At 67.2% G+C, this 15,571-nt stretch carries 13 protein-coding genes and 8 pseudogenes; 12 read left to right on the top strand and 9 right to left on the bottom strand.

Translation table 11 applies throughout. The annotated features are described in order from the left end of the window. Positions 1-12 precede the first annotated feature (12 nt). Positions 13-243: pseudogene (locus tag ACFQ9Z_RS33725) on the bottom strand (YbhB/YbcL family Raf kinase inhibitor-like protein); the annotation flags it as partial. Positions 244-458: 215 nt separating this feature from the next. Here ACFQ9Z_RS33725 and ACFQ9Z_RS33720 point away from each other — a divergent pair. From ACFQ9Z_RS33720 to ACFQ9Z_RS33705, 4 genes and pseudogenes are all read left to right on the top strand, one after another. After that, a complete protein-coding gene (locus ACFQ9Z_RS33720; protein WP_383028769.1) occupies positions 459-1,160 on the top strand; it encodes a type 1 glutamine amidotransferase domain-containing protein in 702 nt (233 codons plus the stop codon). Between the two features lie 93 nt (positions 1,161-1,253). Further along, positions 1,254-1,736 (top strand): hypothetical protein, encoded by a 483-nt coding sequence (locus ACFQ9Z_RS33715; protein ID WP_383028764.1) that lies wholly within the window; start codon positions 1,254-1,256, stop codon positions 1,734-1,736. Beyond that, positions 1,733-1,906: pseudogene (locus tag ACFQ9Z_RS33710) on the top strand (ketol-acid reductoisomerase); the annotation flags it as partial. The gene ACFQ9Z_RS33715 and the pseudogene ACFQ9Z_RS33710, both read left to right, overlap by 4 nt. A gap of 274 nt (positions 1,907-2,180) precedes the next feature. Next, the gene (locus tag ACFQ9Z_RS33705; RefSeq protein ID WP_383028761.1) at positions 2,181-2,336 is read left to right on the top strand and encodes a hypothetical protein; all 156 of its coding nucleotides are present in this window, start codon (positions 2,181-2,183) and stop codon (positions 2,334-2,336) included. Positions 2,337-2,868: 532 nt separating this feature from the next. On the opposite strand, the pseudogene ACFQ9Z_RS33700 reads toward ACFQ9Z_RS33705, so the two are convergent. The 3 genes and pseudogenes from ACFQ9Z_RS33700 to ACFQ9Z_RS33690 form a co-directional block, all read right to left on the bottom strand. Next, positions 2,869-3,169 (bottom strand): annotated as a pseudogene (locus ACFQ9Z_RS33700) (transcriptional regulator); the annotation flags it as partial. A 199-nt stretch (positions 3,170-3,368) separates the two neighbouring features. Then, positions 3,369-3,743 carry a PIN domain-containing protein gene (locus ACFQ9Z_RS33695; protein WP_383028756.1) on the bottom strand — a complete coding sequence of 125 codons (375 nt, stop codon included), beginning with the start codon at positions 3,741-3,743 and terminating at the stop codon, positions 3,369-3,371. Further along, positions 3,740-3,994 (bottom strand): hypothetical protein, encoded by a 255-nt coding sequence (locus ACFQ9Z_RS33690; protein WP_383028751.1) that lies wholly within the window; start codon positions 3,992-3,994, stop codon positions 3,740-3,742. The genes ACFQ9Z_RS33695 and ACFQ9Z_RS33690 overlap by 4 nt, the downstream gene beginning before the upstream one ends. Before the next feature lie 118 nt (positions 3,995-4,112). On the opposite strand from ACFQ9Z_RS33690, the pseudogene ACFQ9Z_RS33685 reads away from it, so the two are divergent. Next, positions 4,113-4,275: pseudogene (locus ACFQ9Z_RS33685) on the top strand (transposase); the annotation flags it as partial. A 438-nt stretch (positions 4,276-4,713) separates the two neighbouring features. Continuing rightward, positions 4,714-4,932, top strand: a pseudogene (gene tpg, locus ACFQ9Z_RS33680) (telomere-protecting terminal protein Tpg); the annotation flags it as partial. 29 nt (positions 4,933-4,961) lie between these two features. Here the strand turns inward: tpg and ACFQ9Z_RS33675 are convergent. Beyond that, complete coding sequence (locus ACFQ9Z_RS33675; protein ID WP_383028748.1) at positions 4,962-5,915, bottom strand: DUF5996 family protein; 954 nt, start codon at positions 5,913-5,915, stop codon at positions 4,962-4,964. A gap of 385 nt (positions 5,916-6,300) precedes the next feature. On the opposite strand from ACFQ9Z_RS33675, the pseudogene ACFQ9Z_RS33670 reads away from it, so the two are divergent. The 3 genes and pseudogenes from ACFQ9Z_RS33670 to ACFQ9Z_RS33660 form a co-directional block, all read left to right on the top strand. Next, positions 6,301-6,562 (top strand): annotated as a pseudogene (locus ACFQ9Z_RS33670) (ATP-binding cassette domain-containing protein); the annotation flags it as partial. A gap of 280 nt (positions 6,563-6,842) precedes the next feature. Then, positions 6,843-7,859, top strand: a complete 1,017-nt coding sequence (locus tag ACFQ9Z_RS33665; protein WP_383028741.1) for a DNA-directed RNA polymerase subunit alpha — start codon at positions 6,843-6,845, stop codon at positions 7,857-7,859. 413 nt (positions 7,860-8,272) lie between these two features. Next, positions 8,273-9,475 (top strand): IS110 family transposase, encoded by a 1,203-nt coding sequence (locus ACFQ9Z_RS33660; RefSeq protein ID WP_383029006.1) that lies wholly within the window; start codon positions 8,273-8,275, stop codon positions 9,473-9,475. 32 nt (positions 9,476-9,507) lie between these two features. Here the strand turns inward: ACFQ9Z_RS33660 and ACFQ9Z_RS33655 are convergent, their stop codons facing one another. Then, positions 9,508-10,005 carry a transposase gene (locus ACFQ9Z_RS33655; protein ID WP_383028737.1) on the bottom strand — a complete coding sequence of 166 codons (498 nt, stop codon included), beginning with the start codon at positions 10,003-10,005 and terminating at the stop codon, positions 9,508-9,510. A gap of 427 nt (positions 10,006-10,432) precedes the next feature. On the opposite strand from ACFQ9Z_RS33655, the gene ACFQ9Z_RS33650 reads away from it, so the two are divergent. Next, positions 10,433-11,638: an IS110 family transposase gene (locus ACFQ9Z_RS33650; RefSeq protein ID WP_383028732.1), complete on the top strand. Its 1,206-nt coding sequence runs from the start codon at positions 10,433-10,435 to the stop codon at positions 11,636-11,638. Here ACFQ9Z_RS33650 and ACFQ9Z_RS33645 read toward each other — a convergent pair. Further along, positions 11,631-12,116, bottom strand: coding sequence for a hypothetical protein (locus tag ACFQ9Z_RS33645; protein WP_383028728.1), 486 nt, complete (start codon positions 12,114-12,116; stop codon positions 11,631-11,633). The genes ACFQ9Z_RS33650 and ACFQ9Z_RS33645 overlap by 8 nt on opposite strands. Positions 12,117-12,789: 673 nt before the next feature. Here ACFQ9Z_RS33645 and ACFQ9Z_RS33640 point away from each other — a divergent pair. After that, on the top strand, positions 12,790-13,089 hold the full coding sequence (locus tag ACFQ9Z_RS33640; RefSeq protein WP_383028723.1) for a hypothetical protein: 300 nt from the start codon (positions 12,790-12,792) through the stop codon (positions 13,087-13,089). A 178-nt stretch (positions 13,090-13,267) separates the two neighbouring features. Here the strand turns inward: ACFQ9Z_RS33640 and ACFQ9Z_RS33635 are convergent. Further along, positions 13,268-13,639 (bottom strand): annotated as a pseudogene (locus ACFQ9Z_RS33635) (helicase associated domain-containing protein); the annotation flags it as partial. Here ACFQ9Z_RS33635 and ACFQ9Z_RS33630 point away from each other — a divergent pair. Next, positions 13,580-13,891 (top strand): annotated as a pseudogene (locus tag ACFQ9Z_RS33630) (transposase); the annotation flags it as partial. The pseudogenes ACFQ9Z_RS33635 and ACFQ9Z_RS33630 sit on opposite strands and share 60 nt — an antisense overlap. A 190-nt stretch (positions 13,892-14,081) precedes the next feature. Here the strand turns inward: ACFQ9Z_RS33630 and ACFQ9Z_RS33625 are convergent. After that, a complete protein-coding gene (locus tag ACFQ9Z_RS33625; RefSeq protein WP_383028720.1) occupies positions 14,082-15,542 on the bottom strand; it encodes an aminotransferase class I/II-fold pyridoxal phosphate-dependent enzyme in 1,461 nt (486 codons plus the stop codon). Between the last annotated feature and the right edge of the window lie 29 nt (positions 15,543-15,571).

The following is a 15,571-nucleotide window of genomic DNA, read 5'->3' as shown; positions in this document are numbered from 1 at the left end:
GGCCCAATGCCAGAAGCCCGAAGCGGTAGGCACATCGGGATCGAACATCGCCACCGTGAAACTTTGAGTCTCCTCGGGAAATCCGGACCAGCTCAGCTGCGGTGAGATATCCGATCCCCCTGCCCCAAGGATGCCGCTCACATGCTCGCGGGCCAGTTGCTCGCCGCTGGCCACGGAATCAGAGGTCAACGAGAAGGTCCTGATCTGCGGCAGGAAATCGCAGGGGCCATAGGGTCTGATCATGGCAATCCTCCCGAACATTCTGCTGTCGGGGCCGCGTAAACCCTGCTTTTTAGGCACCAGAATCCTATTACCGCTTCTCGGCACTCACACACGATATGCGTGCATCCATCGGTCGCAAGTTGCCGGCTACAGGATCTCCGCTCATCCTTGTTATGCATGTCTCAAACTGGTCGTACTGCGCCCTCCCCGGGTGTCGTCCTCTGCAGGAGCATTCCATGGCCAAGATCCTTTGTGTGATGACCGGCGCAAGCTATTGGACCCTGAAGGACGGGCACCGGCACCCCACCGGTTACTGGGCGGAGGAGTTCGTGGCGCCTTACACCGTGTTCACCGATGCCGGACATGAGGTCACCGTCGCAACTCCGGGCGGTGTCATTCCGGTTGTGGACACGATGAGCCTGCGTCCCAGTATGACGGGCGGCGAGGAGAACTCCCTCCGGGAAGAGGCCGTCATCGAGAAGGCCGAGGAGCTGCGGCACCCCATCTCTCTCAAGGACGTGCGTCTTGAGGACTACGATGCGGTCTACTACCCCGGAGGACACGGCCCGATGGAAGACCTTTCGGTCGACCCGGACTCCGGGGCTCTCCTACGGGAGGCACTCGCCTCCGGCAAACCCCTCGGCGTCGTGTGCCATGCCCCGGCCGCCTTTCTCGCGACCCGTGACGCTAACGGCGAGACGCCTTTCGCGAACTTCCGGGTGACGGGTTTCTGCAACGAGGAGGAGGCCGGTGTCGGTTTCGCCGACAAGGCCAAGTGGCTGCTGGAGGACGAACTGAGGAAGCTGCCCACCGACTATTCGAAGGGCCCTGCCTGGGAGCCCTACACGGTCGCGGACCGCAACCTCATCACGGGCCAGAATCCAGCGTCCTCGGGCCCTCTCGCGCAGGAAGTCGTCAAGGCTCTATCGGCGAGGTGAGGTCCGGCGGAACCGACCCCGGAGTGGGACGACCGGTGGTCGGGGACGCGGAGAGCCGCGGGCTTCACCGAACAGGACGGCACGCTCGGCGAGATGTTCGAGGTCATCGCGGCCTCCGACAGGGGGCTGCTGCTCATCTCCGACGCCGCGCTCGCCGAGCACTACCGGGAGATCTTCGCCGCGTTGCGCCCGGGCACCACGCCGGGACTCTCGCACGGCTTCCTGCTGGGCCACCATCGGGACGTCGGTGAGACGTTCCCGGCGGACGTCGATGTGGTCGCGGTCTACCCCAAGGGCATGGGCCCGTCGGTGCGGGACCTGTACGTGCAGGGTGCCACGGTCAACGGGGCCGGGATCAACGCCAGTTTCGCCGTCGAGCAGGACGTCACCGGGCGGGTTGTCGACCGCGCTCTCGGCTGGTCGGTGGCGCTCGGCGCGCCCTTTACCTTCCAGAGGACCCTGCGGTCGGAGTACCCGTCGGACCTCACCGGCGAGCGCTCCATACCGCTCGGGGGCGTGCACGGCACCGCGGAGCGTCTCTACCGCTCTCGCAGACCCTCTCCAAGGACGGCCTGATCGGCGTCTACCAGCGCCTCGGCGAAGAGGCCAAGGGCGTGTTTGCGGAGGCCTATGCCGCGTCATACCGGGTCGCCCTGGAAATGACCGCGGAGATCTACGACGAGGTGAGCTCCAGCAACGAGATCCGCAGCGTCATCCTGGCGGGCAAGCGCCTCGGCCGCTTCCCGATGGGCAAGATCGACCAGGCGGAGATGTGGCGTGTCGGCCAGGACGCGCGTGCCCGCCGTGACGCGGACGGTGAGGTCCCGCTCAACCCGTTCACCGCCGGTGTCTTCTGCGGCGTCATGATGGCCAGGGGACTTGCTGCTGGAGCAGGGCCACCCCTACTCCGAGATCGCCAACGAGTCGGTCATCGAGGCGGTCGACTCGCTCAACCCGTACATGCACGCCCGCGGCGTGGCCTACATGGTCGACTAATGCTCGACCACCTCACGTCTCGGCGTGCGCACGTGGGCCCCGCGCTTCGAGGCTTACCCCGCGGTAGACGACAAGGCGGTGGATCCCACGCCGTTCGCGGCGTTCGAGGGGCACGTGCCGCACCAGGTGCTCGACGTCTGCTCGCAGGTGCGCCCGTCCGCGGACATCATCGTGGCGTGACGCTCATGGAGCCCTCCCCGTAGGCAGGAAGGGCGTGTTCCCCACCGTCCAGCCCGACGGCGGGGAACACGCCCTTCGCTTGCCCCGCCGGCCGTCCGTGCATGAATTTCAACACCGCACGGACTATCTGAACGCAACCTGAGCAGCTCGGCGAATGCCCTGGTCGCGATGGTTGCGTTGGTGATATCCGTGGACTTTTCCGCAGGGCATACTCACTGGGGGCGCGCTCGGAGTCGCGTAGTACCGCGGTACCACGTGCGCGGGCCGTTTCAGCCTCCAGTACCACTGAACCGAGGTGATCGGGGACTTAGCGTTGCGGGTGTTGCGGGTGAGGCGTCGGATCCGACGGACGCTGAGCCCGAGAGAAAGAGCGCCCATGATCGACGCGCAGCAGCTGACCAAGAGGTACGGGGAGCAGACGGCCGTCGACGGCCTGGACTTCGAGGCTCGCCGCGGCAGCGCGGTCCGCGGGTGTGCTCACGGTGGGGGCGATCGTCGACGCGGACACCGGCGGCCTCGCCGAGGCCCTACTCCCCGTTGTCCTTGTGGTGACTTGGCCGTCCTTGATGTACCGGGCGAGGTTGAGTTCTGGCGCCTGGAACTGCTCTCGGACACCTTCGCCCCACAGCACGGTTTGGATGCCTTCGTGCTTGACCATGCCCGGGGAGATGCCGAGCCGCCAGCCGCCCTGCAGAGGCTTGCCGTTGGGGTAGGGCAGGAAGTCCAGCGGAGACGGGCCGTCGGCCGTCGGCGGCGTACACGGCGCAGTCCGAGAGGATCGCGACGGGGTACTGCTCGGTGAATGCCGCATGCTTGACGAGCTTGCGGTGCATCGGGTTCCGGCGCCAGCGAATCTCACCTTCCTGTCATTCGTCGGTGGGTGTGAGCTCGACGGCAGCGGCTACCCGATGCTCAGGGTGGATGTGACGAGCCCTCGGGCTGCTTGACCCCTTTTGCGCTCTCGTGCGGATCATCCCGTTGGGGCGGGCTGAGACAACCGGAACCCTGATCACCCGTGCGCAAGATCCTGTCTCAGCTGGGGTCCAGTGGAGTGATGCCGGTTGCGGCGTACTGCTCAGGCTCGAGCGACAACACCGTGAGGGTCGCGCCTTCCTTGGCTGCCTGCCAGGCGATCGCCGCCGCGTGAGCCACCGGCCAGTCCACGTCTTTCCAAGCCATCGCATCGACCGCGTGCGCCGCGGTGAAGGGCACCTGTTCCGCGAATCGCAGCGACGCCGCGTGCTTGCCGGCGCCGACAATGTGCCGCTCGGCAGCCAGGACGGACAGGGAGGGAATGATGACCTGGCCGGTGCCGCGAGATGCCTCGATGTAGAGGCCGGTGAAGAAGGGGTCTGCACGGTAGAGAGCGGCCAGAGCGGTGTGGTCCAGGACGGCCGTCAGGTTCATGCGGCGGCGCCGCCCTGGTGGGCGCGGATCTTCTCCCAGGCGTCCTGGCCGGTCTGCTGGACCTGCTCGGTGTACTCGATGCCGAGCTCACGTGCGGCCTCGGCAGCCCGCTGTTCTCGCTCAGCTGCCGTGAGCTCACGGGTGGCGAGGTCCTCGAGCAGCTCCGTGATGGTGGTGCCGCGCTCCTCAGCGAGGATCCGCAACCGGTTCCGCACTTCCTCGCTGGTCTTGATACTGGTCGGCTTGCTCATGCCCTTGATTCTACCGCCGGTAGAATCAAAAAGTGGGGCACCGCGCCCGCAACGGCTCCACTACTCCCCCACCCGTCGGTGAAGTCTTCTTCCTGGGTGCTTGGCTAGGCGCTGCTAAGGACGCAAGCGGCACGTCATACCGACACCCTCGGCCTGGTCCTGGCCGTCTTGGTCACCGCCGCGTCCGTGCACGACACCGCCGGCGGCAAGCTCCTGCTCGACGACCTGCCGCGGACCACCCCACCGTGTCGAAGGTCTGGGCCCACGGCGGTTACCAGAGCAACACCCCTGAGAACTTAGCTTCCCAAGCTGAGCTGAGGGCACAGGAAGCGTCCTCACGGGCTGGCCGCCTGGCTTGCTGTAGTCGACAGCAGCGGCAGCCCGGCTGAGCCGGCGGGGGTGCGGTGAGGCATACGCGTGCGTGGTCGGTCGGCGCGCCCGCCATCGTGGCTGACTGTCGTCGGCCGAGGTCCAGACAGGTCATATCGAAGTGCCGGCCGTCAGTGGAGTGCGCCGAAGCGGGGCCGTCTCTGGGCCGTCCGAGGTCACTCGTTAGTGGCCTATGACGACCAATGACGACCGCCGGGCACACGAGCCGACCTCCTCTGGCCAGGGAAAACGCGGATCACCAAGATCCCGGGCAAGAAGGATTGACATCCTCGCCCTCCTTTAGGTGGGCGAGGATGTCAAACCGCCCGGATCGGCGCGCGCTCTCCACCACCACCGACGACGCCCGCCTGCGACACCTCACCGTGGCACTACCACCGCAGTACGCCGCCCGCCTCTTCCAACCCCAAGACCAGGGCGCCAACGAACAGCGACTACAAGAGATCGCCGCTGAAGCACTCAAAGACGTGTACTTCCAAGACAGTGGCCGCCGCGCCGCGATGCTGGAAGAAGTGCGCTTCACCGACATCGAGTACATCGAGTTCGACCTCTACTTCCAAGCCAGGAATCTCGACTTGCGTCAGCCGTGCTGGTGCTGGACGAGCGGGGGCGGTGTCCTGCTCATGTACCAACCCTCGACGCGGGGTCCGACGAGGTCGGACGGCCAGCCTGCCGTCTCGACGGCGGCATCGTAGACGGCGTCACCGAACGCCACAATGGCCTGGTGCGGGTCCGCTGTCTCCCTGAGCTTGGCCCACGGCAGACGAACCAGGCCAGCGTCGGGATGCCAGGCGGCGCCCTTGACACCCCAGGACCGGCCTTCGAGTCCGTCCGGCTGGGGCCAGATGTACGCGTACATGCCCACGTTCGGCGCCTTGGCATCCCCGAAGGAGAATCCCACCGACACATACGCGTCGAGCTGGGCGTTCTGCATGAACGGCGGCTGGTGGGGCGGCGGCACGGTGGGCTGCGCCCGGAAACGCGTGGCTGACAGGTCGAAGCCGCCCCACATCACACCGACTCGGGGGCGGTGTCCCAGGAAGGGAGCCTGCCACGCCTCGAGCCCGTCAGCGGCAAGGTTGAACGCTGTCCAGATCAGCCGGGCCGCGTGGCCATCCCAGGTGCGTTCGACGTGATCGTCCTCGAAACGCGGCGGGGCATCCGGAATCTCGCAGATCAACGAGCTGCGCGGTCGGTGTATGCCGAGCTGGGCTGCCGCATCGCAGAAGGACGCATAGAACATGGCGACTGATCCCTTGGACAATGGCACCATCCGCGAGCCATTGTCGGCCTCGATGACCACGCCGCCGTCGAGCAAGCTGTAGTGCACCGTGAAGGTCACGCCTCGCTGCCGAAGGGTTGGCGTACTGAGCCCTCGGGGGGTGACATCGAGGACGATATTTCCCCAGCCGACTTCGAAGGGTTCGTCCAGGGTGTACTTGCCTGCGACCTGTACCACCCGGTTCACGTAGTCAACCATGGGCGCCAGGTCCTCATAGACCAGCGTCGGCCACGCATTGAGACGTTCGCTCACAGAGAGCCTCCCAGCGCGTCGATGGGATCAGCGGGAGGGGATGTCAGGCGCCGCGCCCGCTCCCCCATGCAGCGACGGGCGGACCTCAGACACCGAACTGCAATGCAATACCCAATTCTCACACGCAGGTCAGGGTCCTGCATGCTCGGTGGCGCCGGGCGTCCGACGTGCTCGGCCAGCAACCAGGAGACGGTGGGTGACCGAAAACCCCGCCTTCTTCGCCTGAGGTCGAGCCGTGCCGCCTCTTTGCAGTCTGATGCCTATCAGAGGGTAGAAAGCGGTTCAGAGAGGGTAGAGCGCCGTCGCTTCGAACGGGGTGGAGGTCGACGCCGCGGTCATCGTCCTGCTCACGGCACCCGTGGCGCGTCATCAGCGGCTCCTGGGCCTGGAAGTGACCACCGTGGTGGACGAAGCGGTCCTCAGCGCCCGCGAGCTGTATCGCTTCTACGGGGCCGGCGAGGAGGAGACGCTCGCGCTGCGCGGGGTGTCGCTGCGGATCGGCCGAGGCGAGACGGTCGCGGTCGTGGGGCCCTCGGGATCCGGCAAGTCGCCCCTCCTCGCGTGTCTTGCCGGACTCGACGAGCCCTCCGGGGGGCGAGGTCCGCGTGGACGGCGTAGGGATCAGCCACCGGCCCGAGAAGGGCCGGGGAGCCGGTGTGACCCGGTCCTTGAACGGGGCGGTAGGTAGATGACGCTTGGGTGCAGCAGGCTTGCCATGGTTCAGTATGCGCCTACGAACTGCGCTGGTGGCTGGCTCCTAGGGGCAGCTGATCGTTGGACTCCGCTCCAGCAGGAGCTGAGCCTGCCGACCGGCCGGCAGACAGGCGGGGTCGGGCGGTTCGGCCGCATAAGAGGCCGAACCGCCCGTACCCTTCATGGTGTCTGCGGCGTCACATAGCGGGCGCCAAACACTGGAGGCCATACCTCGTGCTGATCGCTCAGCGTCCCTCGTTGACCGAAGAGGTCGTCGACGAGTTCCGCTCCCGGTTCGTGATCGAGCCGCTGGAGCCGGGCTTCGGCTACACCCTCGGCAACTCGCTCCGCCGCACCCTCCTGTCGTCGATCCCCGGCGCTGCTGTCACCAGCGTCCGCGTCGACGGCGTCCTGCACGAGTTCACCACCGTGCCGGGCGTCAAGGAGGACGTCACCGACCTGATCCTCAACATCAAGCAGCTCGTGGTCTCCTCGGAGCATGACGAGCCGGTCGTGATGTACCTGCGCAAGCAGGGCCCGGGTCTGGTCAGCGCCGCCGACATCGCGCCGCCGGCCGGTGTCGAGGTGCGCAACCCCGACCTCGTCCTCGCCACGCTCAACGGCAAGGGCAAGCTGGAGATGGAGCTGACCGTCGAGTGCGGTCGCGGCTATGTCTCCGCCGTGCAGAACAAGCAGGTGGGCCAGGAGATCGGCCGTATCCCGGTCGACTCCATCTACTCGCCGGTGCTCAAGGTCACGTACAAGGTCGAGGCCACCCGTGTCGAGCAGCGCACCGACTTCGACAAGCTGATCGTCGACGTCGAGACCAAGCAGGCCATGCGTCCCCGTGACGCCATGGCCTCCGCCGGTAAGACCCTGGTCGAGCTGTTCGGTCTGGCCCGCGAACTCAATGTCGAAGCCGAGGGCATCGACATGGGCCCGTCCCCGGTGGACGCCGCCCTGGCCGCCGATCTGGTGATGCCGATCGAGGAGCTGGAGCTCACCGTTCGGTCGTACAACTGCCTCAAGCGGGAGGGCGTCCACTCGGTGGGTGAGCTCCTGGCGCGCTCGGAGGCGGACCTGCTGGACATCCGCAACTTCGGTGCGAAGTCGATCGACGAGGTCAAGGCGAAGCTGGCCGGCCTGGGGCTGGCCCTGAAGGACAGCCCGCCCGGATTCGACCCGACCGCCGCTGCCTTCGACGCGGACGACAACGCGAGCACGGGTTTCGTGGAGACCGAGCAGTACTGAACGCTGCGCCGGGCCGTAGGGGAGCCAGGAAGGCGGAGGAGCCGGCGATGAGCACCGACCGACCGCACCCGGCTTCCCGAGGGCCCACCGGCAAAGATGCGGACGCCCAGGCCCTCCGAGCCTGATCAGGAGGGCGAAGGCGGCCGCCATCGCTGCCTTGTCTGGCCTTCTGTCCCCCCCATTACCTTCTTGCTTGCCTCGCAATGAGGCGCCCGGCCTTCGGAGTTGGCATGACTGTCTCCCCCTGTCGAGTTGATGGCTTGGGGGGTGGTGTCACCGGCTCCGGAGGCATCGACAGACCGCTGATTAGGGGCATGACCACCGGCCTTTCCGCAGGTCGGGAGGCTCTTCGTAATGTGGATGTGGCGATCGGTGCCGTGGGACGGCCGGGTGAGGACGACCGGAGGAAGCACGTGATCGACGTCAGTGACATCGGTGCTTTCCTCGGCCTGGACGTCGGCAAGGGCGAACACCACGCCACCGCCGTCACACCGGCCGGGAAGAAGGCCTTCGACAAGCGGCTGCCCAACAGCGAACCCAAGCTCCGCGAGGTGTTCGGGAGGCTGCAGGCCAAGCACGGGACCGTCTTGGTCGTGGTCGCCCAGCCGGCCTCCATCGGCGCTCTGCCTCTGGCGGTGGCCCGGGACATGGGCTGCCCGGTCGCCTATCTGCCCGGGCTGACGATGCGGCGGATCGCTGATCTGTATCCCGGTGAGGCCAAGACCGATGCCCGCGACGCGTTCGTCATCGCGGACGCGGCCCGCGTCATGCCGCACACGCTCCGATCTGTTGATCTCCAGGACGAGACCATCGCCGAGCTCGAGATGATCGTCGGATTCGACGATGACCTGGCAGGCGAAGCAACGAGGATCAGCAACCGGCTTCGGGGCCTGCTGACGCAGATCCATCCGTCGCTGGAACGGGTCCTGGGTCCGCGAGTGCAGCATCCGGCCGCGCTCAAACTCCTCGACCAGTTCGGCTCGCCCGCGCAGATACGCAAGGCCGGACGGCGCCGACTCGTGACGTTCATCCGCCCCAGGGCACCGCGGATGGCCGAGCGGCTGGTCGAGGACATCTTCACCGCACTGGACGAGCAGACCGTCGTCGTCCCGGGCACGGACGCGGCCGCACTGATCGTTCCCAGCCTCGCCAGCTCACTCCAGGCAGTGCTTGACCAGCGGAAACTCCTTGCCACGAGGATCGAGGAACTGCTGGAGGCACACCCTCTTTCCAAGGTCCTGACGTCCATGCCGGGGATCGGCGTCAGGACCGGAGCCCGCATCCTCATCGACGTCGGCGACGGCAGTTCGTTCCCGTCAGCCGCCCACCTCGCCGCTTACGCCGGCCTAGCCGCAACGACCCGCAGCTCAGGCACGTCAATCCGTGGTGAGCAACCGTCCCGGAGAGGAAACAAGCAGCTCAAACGGGCTTTCTTCCTCTCCGCGTTCGCGGCCCTGGCCGATCCGGTCTCCAGGGCCTACTACGACAAGAAGATCGCGCAGGGCAAGCACCACACCCAAGCTCTCCTCTGCCTCGCGAGACGACGAGCCGACGTGCTCTTCGCGATGCTCCGCGACAGCACCTTCTACGACCCACAAACCGCCCCATCAGCTTGACCAAACCCATAGGGGCACCCCCCCCGAGGCTGCTATCTCGCGTCAAGCGGTACGGAGGAGGTCCTTGTGGTTCGGTCGGAGTGTTCGAGGATCTTGAATAGCTGACGGCAGACAACTCGTTTCAAGCACCGTTGTGCGTCACGGGAGGTCTTACCCTCGCTGATCCTGCGGGCGACGTACGTCTTCGTAGAGGGGTCCAGCCGCATGCGGATGAGCGTGATGGTGTGCAGGGCCCGGTTCAGCTGCCGATCACCGCTGCGGTTGATCCGGTGGCGGTTCGTGAGCCCGGAAGAGGCCGGGATTGGCGAAACGCCGGCGAATGAAGCGAAGGCGGCCTCGGACCGGAACCGGCCGGGGTGCGACCAGCTGACAAGGACCTGGGCGGCTGTGATGGGCCCGACTCCTTGCAGTTCCAGCAGCTCCGGAGCCATCCGCCGCACGAGGACGAGGATCTCGCTCTCGAGGTCCTTGGCCTCGGCCTGGAGTGTCTGGACGCGTTGGGCGGTGGACCTCAGGGCCCGGACGGTCATGCGGTGCTCGATGTCCTGCGTCGGGCGGTCCCTGAGCTGAGCACACCGGGCGCCAGGCCGACGCCGACGTCCGGTAGACATCTCGGGGGCACGGCAGGCTCTGACGAGCCGCCAATTACCTTGCGGGTCATACCGGAACGTCAGCGCCAGCCTGGCAGCAACCCATCCCGGGCCGCAGGTCGACTATCACAATTACCTTCTTCGTGGCTCCGCAATGGAGCCTCCGGCCTTCGGGTCCGGCATGACTTCCCCCTCCTGTTGTTGATGATCCGGGGGGTGGTGCCACCGGGCTCGGAGGCATCGACGGACCGCTGATGAGGGGCTTGAGCACCGGCTTCACCCGAGCCGGAAGAGCTCTCCGTAACGTGGATGTGGCAGCTCGGTGCCCTGGCAAGGCCGGACGAAAGCGTGATGGAGGGGCCTGCACGTGATCGAAACCGGCGACATCGACGTCTTCCTCGGCCTGGACGTCGGCAAGGGCGAACACCACGCCACCGCCGTGACCCCGGTCGGGAAGAAGGCGTTCGACAAGCGCCTGCCCAACACCGAACCCAAGCTCCGCGAGTTGTTCGCGAAACTCCAGGCCAGGCACGGAACAGTGTTGGTCGTTGTCGACCAGCCGGCCTCGATCGGGGCTCTGCCGCTGGCGGTGGCGAGGGACATGGGCTGCCCGGTCGCCTACCTGCCCGGGCTGACGATGCGGCGGATCGCCGACCTCTACCCCGGCGAAGCCAAGACCGACGCGAGGGACGCATTCATCATCGCCGACGCCGCTCGCGCGATGCCTCACACACTGCGGGCGATCGACGGCGAGGACGAGACGATCGCCGAGCTGGAGATGATCGTGGGCTTCGACGACGACCTCGCAGGGGAAGCGACCAGGGTCGCGAACCGGCTGCACGGCCTGCTCAGCCAGATCCACCCATCGCTGGAACGGGTACTGGGGCCGCGGTTGCAGCACCCGGCCGTCCTCACACTGCTGGAACGCTTCGGGTCACCGGCCCAGATCCGCAAGGCCGGCCGTCGGCGGCTGGTCACCCTGCTGCAGCCGAAGGCCCCGCGGATGGCCGAGCGACTCGTCGACGACATCTTCGCCGCGCTGGACGAGCAGACCGTCACCGTCCCAGGCACCGAGGCGGCCGCACTGATTGTCCCGAGCCTGGCCACTTCACTGACGGCCGTGCTCGACCAGCGCAAACTGCTGGCCGGGCGGATCGAGGAACTTCTGGAGGACCACCCCCTTTCGAAGGTCCTGACGTCAATGCCTGGAGTCGGCGTCAGGACCGGAGCCCGGATCCTCATCGAGGTCGGCGACGGCAGCACCTTCCCGACCGCCGGCCACCTCGCCGCCTACGCAGGCCTCGCCCCGACAACCCGGAGCTCAGGCTCCTCGATCCGCGGCGAACAACCTTCCCGGAGAGGGAACAAGCAGCTCAAGCGGGCCTTCTTCCTATCGGCTTTCGCGGCGCCCGGTGACCCCGCCTCCCGGGCCTACTACGACAAGAAGATCACCCAGGGCAAGCACCACACCCAGGCCCTGCTCTGCCTGGCCAGGCGCCGAGCTGACGTCCTCTTCGCCATGCTCCGCGACGGCACCTTCTACGAACTCCAGCAGTCGGCCTCAGTCACCTGACCTGCGGGTCCGTGAGGAGAACGACTCGATCGGCCTCGACGTCGAAGCCGAGCACCGGATGGCCGTAATCACCCTCCGGATCCATCAGCACCGGCTTACCCAACCGCCCCCCGATCTCCCGAAGGAAGCTGCAGAACACATCAAGTCGCTCCTGACCCTGCAACTCCCGCAGGTCGACGTCGAAGTCGACTTCATCGTGGGCATGGAAGCGGAAGATCGCCAACACATCGGCAGACGGCCAGACCCGAAGGTCCGGGCACTCGGCATTCGCCGGACGGGACAGCACGGCCTCCGCCCGAGGCACCGGAAACACCGTCTCTCCCACGGAGTACTGGCACTTCCAGCCCTTCTCCGCGACAAGATCGAGGACCGCCTGCCAGTCCTCCACCGAGGCATCCGAGACACGCACGTCCGGCAGCGACCCCATCAAGTCCGGGTCGAAGAAACAGCGCACGTCATCCCACAGCAGATCAGCCACCCCGCCATGCTGCCCGGCCCCCAGAGCCAACGCACCCCCGTTTTTGACCAAAGACATAGGGGCACCCCCCCGTGTGCGGCCGAGAACGCTGCCTGATGCGCTGTCCCTCGCTGGTACCCCGGGGCACGAAACAACCCCCTCGGAGTGATCTCCGGGGGGTGTTCGATACACATTGCGTGGTCAGACACAGCGCCCCGGGGGCGAGGAGACCACCCGCCGCAGGTTCTCGGCGTGGGTGGGGAGTACGGCAGTATGCCCGGCGCCCGCATCACCCTCACCGACGAGCAGCACAGCAGCGTGTTGATGACGTGGCCCGACTCCGACGGAAATGCTGTGTCACGTTGACCGGCTCCACAGTGGACCACAACACCGCCACGGCCGCGGGCGGAGATGGAGGCGGCGGCATCTGCAACGAATCCACCACGGTGTAGTTGATCGGGTTCCGGGTGTTCGCCAACGCCCCGGACAGCTGCGGCCCGCCTGGCGCTGCACCGGCTGCACGGGTGGCGGAAACGGCGGCCCCGGGCGGTGGTGGCGGCCCCGGCTGATCACCTCGCCGCCACCCAAAGTCCCGGCAGGAAGCAGCACCGCCCGCTTGCCGGGGCTCTTCCGCCGCTCGGCGTGGGTGGATCCGATGCGGCGCAGGGGGCTCCCCGGTGACAGGATCGGTGTTATGAACACCGAGACAGATTGGGTGTACCGGGTGTTCGAGCCGCACGGCTCCGAGGGCTGGCGCCCCTATGGCAGCGACCCCGAACGGTGGCAGGGCGCGATCACCGCCCCCGACTCGACCGAGGGCGCCAGGTACGCCATCGGCCGCATCGTCGGCGATCTGATGACCGAGTGGGAGAGGGGCGGCCTCCATCACGCGATGCACGTGCGGGTCTTCCTCTGGCGCGACGAGGCAGTCGACATGGGGGAGGCGGACTTCATCGTGGAGGTCCGACCCCGGTCGGACATCGACGCGGCGTGATCACGGCGCATGAGGTTCCTCACGGTGACGGGCTCGGTGCGATGGGCACCGAGAGGGTTCGTCGGCACACGGAAAATTCACCCGGACAAGAGTCTGCATACATAGGCCTGAGCTCGGCGGTGGCATGACAGCAACCGCCGTGCCACCGCCGGGCACCTCAGCGGCCGGTCTACTCGCGCAGGCCGTTCTTCGCGCCACTCCGCCGCAGGTTGGCCATGTGCTGCCCCACCGGCACCATCGCCTCACCCTCACTCCACACGGCGTCCTGACGCGGGGCGAGGCGCCCAGTGGCCCGCCGGTACGACCTCAGCGCAGCGAGCTTGGCCTCCCACGCCTCCTCGCCGGGCTCCCACACCATCCCGGCCTCGGGAGCGTCCAGCAGTTCCTTGCAGTGGGGGTCGAGTTCGCCGGCGCGCAGTGTCTTGCGCTGCTGGTGCACCCACCTGCCCAGGGGGAAGTCCTGACCGGAATCAGACCCAGGAACAACGTAAGGAGACACGACCCCCACCGCGGCCGCCACTTCAAGCCTCAGCGCCTGCACGGCGACAAGGCCTACGACGTCCCCCACCTGCGGAAATGGTTACGCGGCAAACGCATCGGCGTACGCATCGCCCGTAAAGGCATCGAGTCCAGCGAACGCCTGGGCCGCCGTCGTTGGGTGATCGAGCGGACGATCTCCTGGCTGTCCGGTTACCGCCGACTCAGCCCCCGCTACGAACGCGATCCCCGCAACTACCTGGCCTTTCTCGGCCTCGCTGCAGCCCTGTGCTGCTACAAGCGACTCCTCCGCCTCACCACATAGGACACGGTCTTTAGAGGCCGCACTCGCTCGCCGCCCTCCCGACCCTGCTGCGTCCGGGTGCCGCGGTACTGGCAGCCCTGCGCCGCCTGCACTCCGGACATGTCGGGGACTACGTCTCCTTGCTGGCGGTGGGTGTCGTCGGGCTCGCCGCACCGGTGGGCCTGCCGCTGGCCTGTTCGGAAAACGACACCTACCGGGCCGTAACCCGCAGGGTTTCGGCGGTGGGGTCTGCGGCATCGGGGATGAGCATGCCGGCCGCCACGCCGCTGGTCAGATAGTCGACGACTTGCTGGTTGATGACCTCGCCGGGTGCGACGACGGGGACTCCGGGCGGGTAGGGGCTGATCGTCTCCGCCGCGACGCGTCCCACGGCCCGCTGCGCCGGGACGTGTTCGGCGGCGGCGAAGAAGGCGTCGCGCGGAAGCATGGCCTGTTCCAGCTGCAGCGCGCGGGGCTCGGGCAGGCGGACCGGGTGTTGCTTCTCGATGGTGTCGGCGTGCTCAACGAGGCGGCGCAGGGAGTCGAGGAGGAGGTTCTCGGTCCGGTCGTTGTCGGCGTGGGTGATCTGCGCGCTGATCCGGCAGGTGTCGGAGGACCCGATGTCGACGTGGCAGTGGGTGCGCAGCCACTCGGTGGCCTGCATGCCGCTGATGCCGAGCTCCCGTACGTCGATGGTGATCTTCAGCAGGTCCAGCTCCGCCGTCAGCCCTTGGTCCACGACCTCCGGACCCATCAGGCGCAAGCCGGGCAGGGCCACGGCGGCCTTGCGGATACGGGTGGCTCGCTGCAGCGCCGCGTCGAGCAGGTCGTGTCCGTGCTCGACCATGTGGCGGCGCCACCCGTCAAGGGTGGCGTAGACCAGCGAGGAGGAGCTGGTGGTGCCCAGCAGGTCCTCACGCTGCTTGAGCACTTCGGGTGAGACGCGATCGCCCTGGAGGTGGAACACAGAGCTTTGCTCGACCGCGCCGCCCATCTTGTGGACGCTGGTGACGACGAGGTCCGCGTCGGCGTCCATGCCCCAGGCCGGCAGATCGGGGTGGAAGGGCAGGTGCGCTCCCCAGGCTTCGTCGACGATCAGGGGGATATCGTGCTGGTGGCAGACGGCTGCGACGCCGCGGATGTCGGCGCACGAGCCCCAGTCCGTCGGCGTGATCAGCAGCATCCCCTTGGCGTCGGGATGCTCGCGCAGGGCTTGGCGTACGTCGTCGGGCTCGGGCGGGTGGGCCAGGTGCCGCTCGGCGTCGAACTTCGGGTGCACCCACACCGGATGAACGCCGTTGACGATCACTGCGGCAATCACGGACTTGTGGGCGTTGCGCGAGATGAGGAGTTTCTCGCCGGGCCCGGCCACGGCCAGCATCGCGGTCTTGACCGACAGGGAACTGCCGCAGGTGGAGAAGAAGGCGTGCTCCGCACCGACCGCGTCGGCCATCAGCTCTTCCGCCTGGGTGAGTACCCCTTGCGACTCACGGCGGTCGTCGAGCCCGTTCAGGGACAGCACGTCCGAGGCGAAGACACCCTCCCCGACGATGTCGAGGACCCGGGGATCGACTCCGAGACCCTGTTTGTGGCCGGGCGGCCCGTACACCACGTCGCCCCGGTGCCGGAACTCCTGCAGTGCCTCCAGCACGGGGACACGAGAGTGATCCATCCTTGCCCTCCTCATGGGTGCGTTGCGAG

Origin of the sequence: Streptomyces sp. NPDC056580 (assembly GCF_042793175.1) — a bacterium.
In the GTDB taxonomy this organism is placed as follows: domain Bacteria; phylum Actinomycetota; class Actinomycetes; order Streptomycetales; family Streptomycetaceae; genus Streptomyces.
This window is presented reverse-complemented; position numbering and strand designations above follow the sequence as displayed.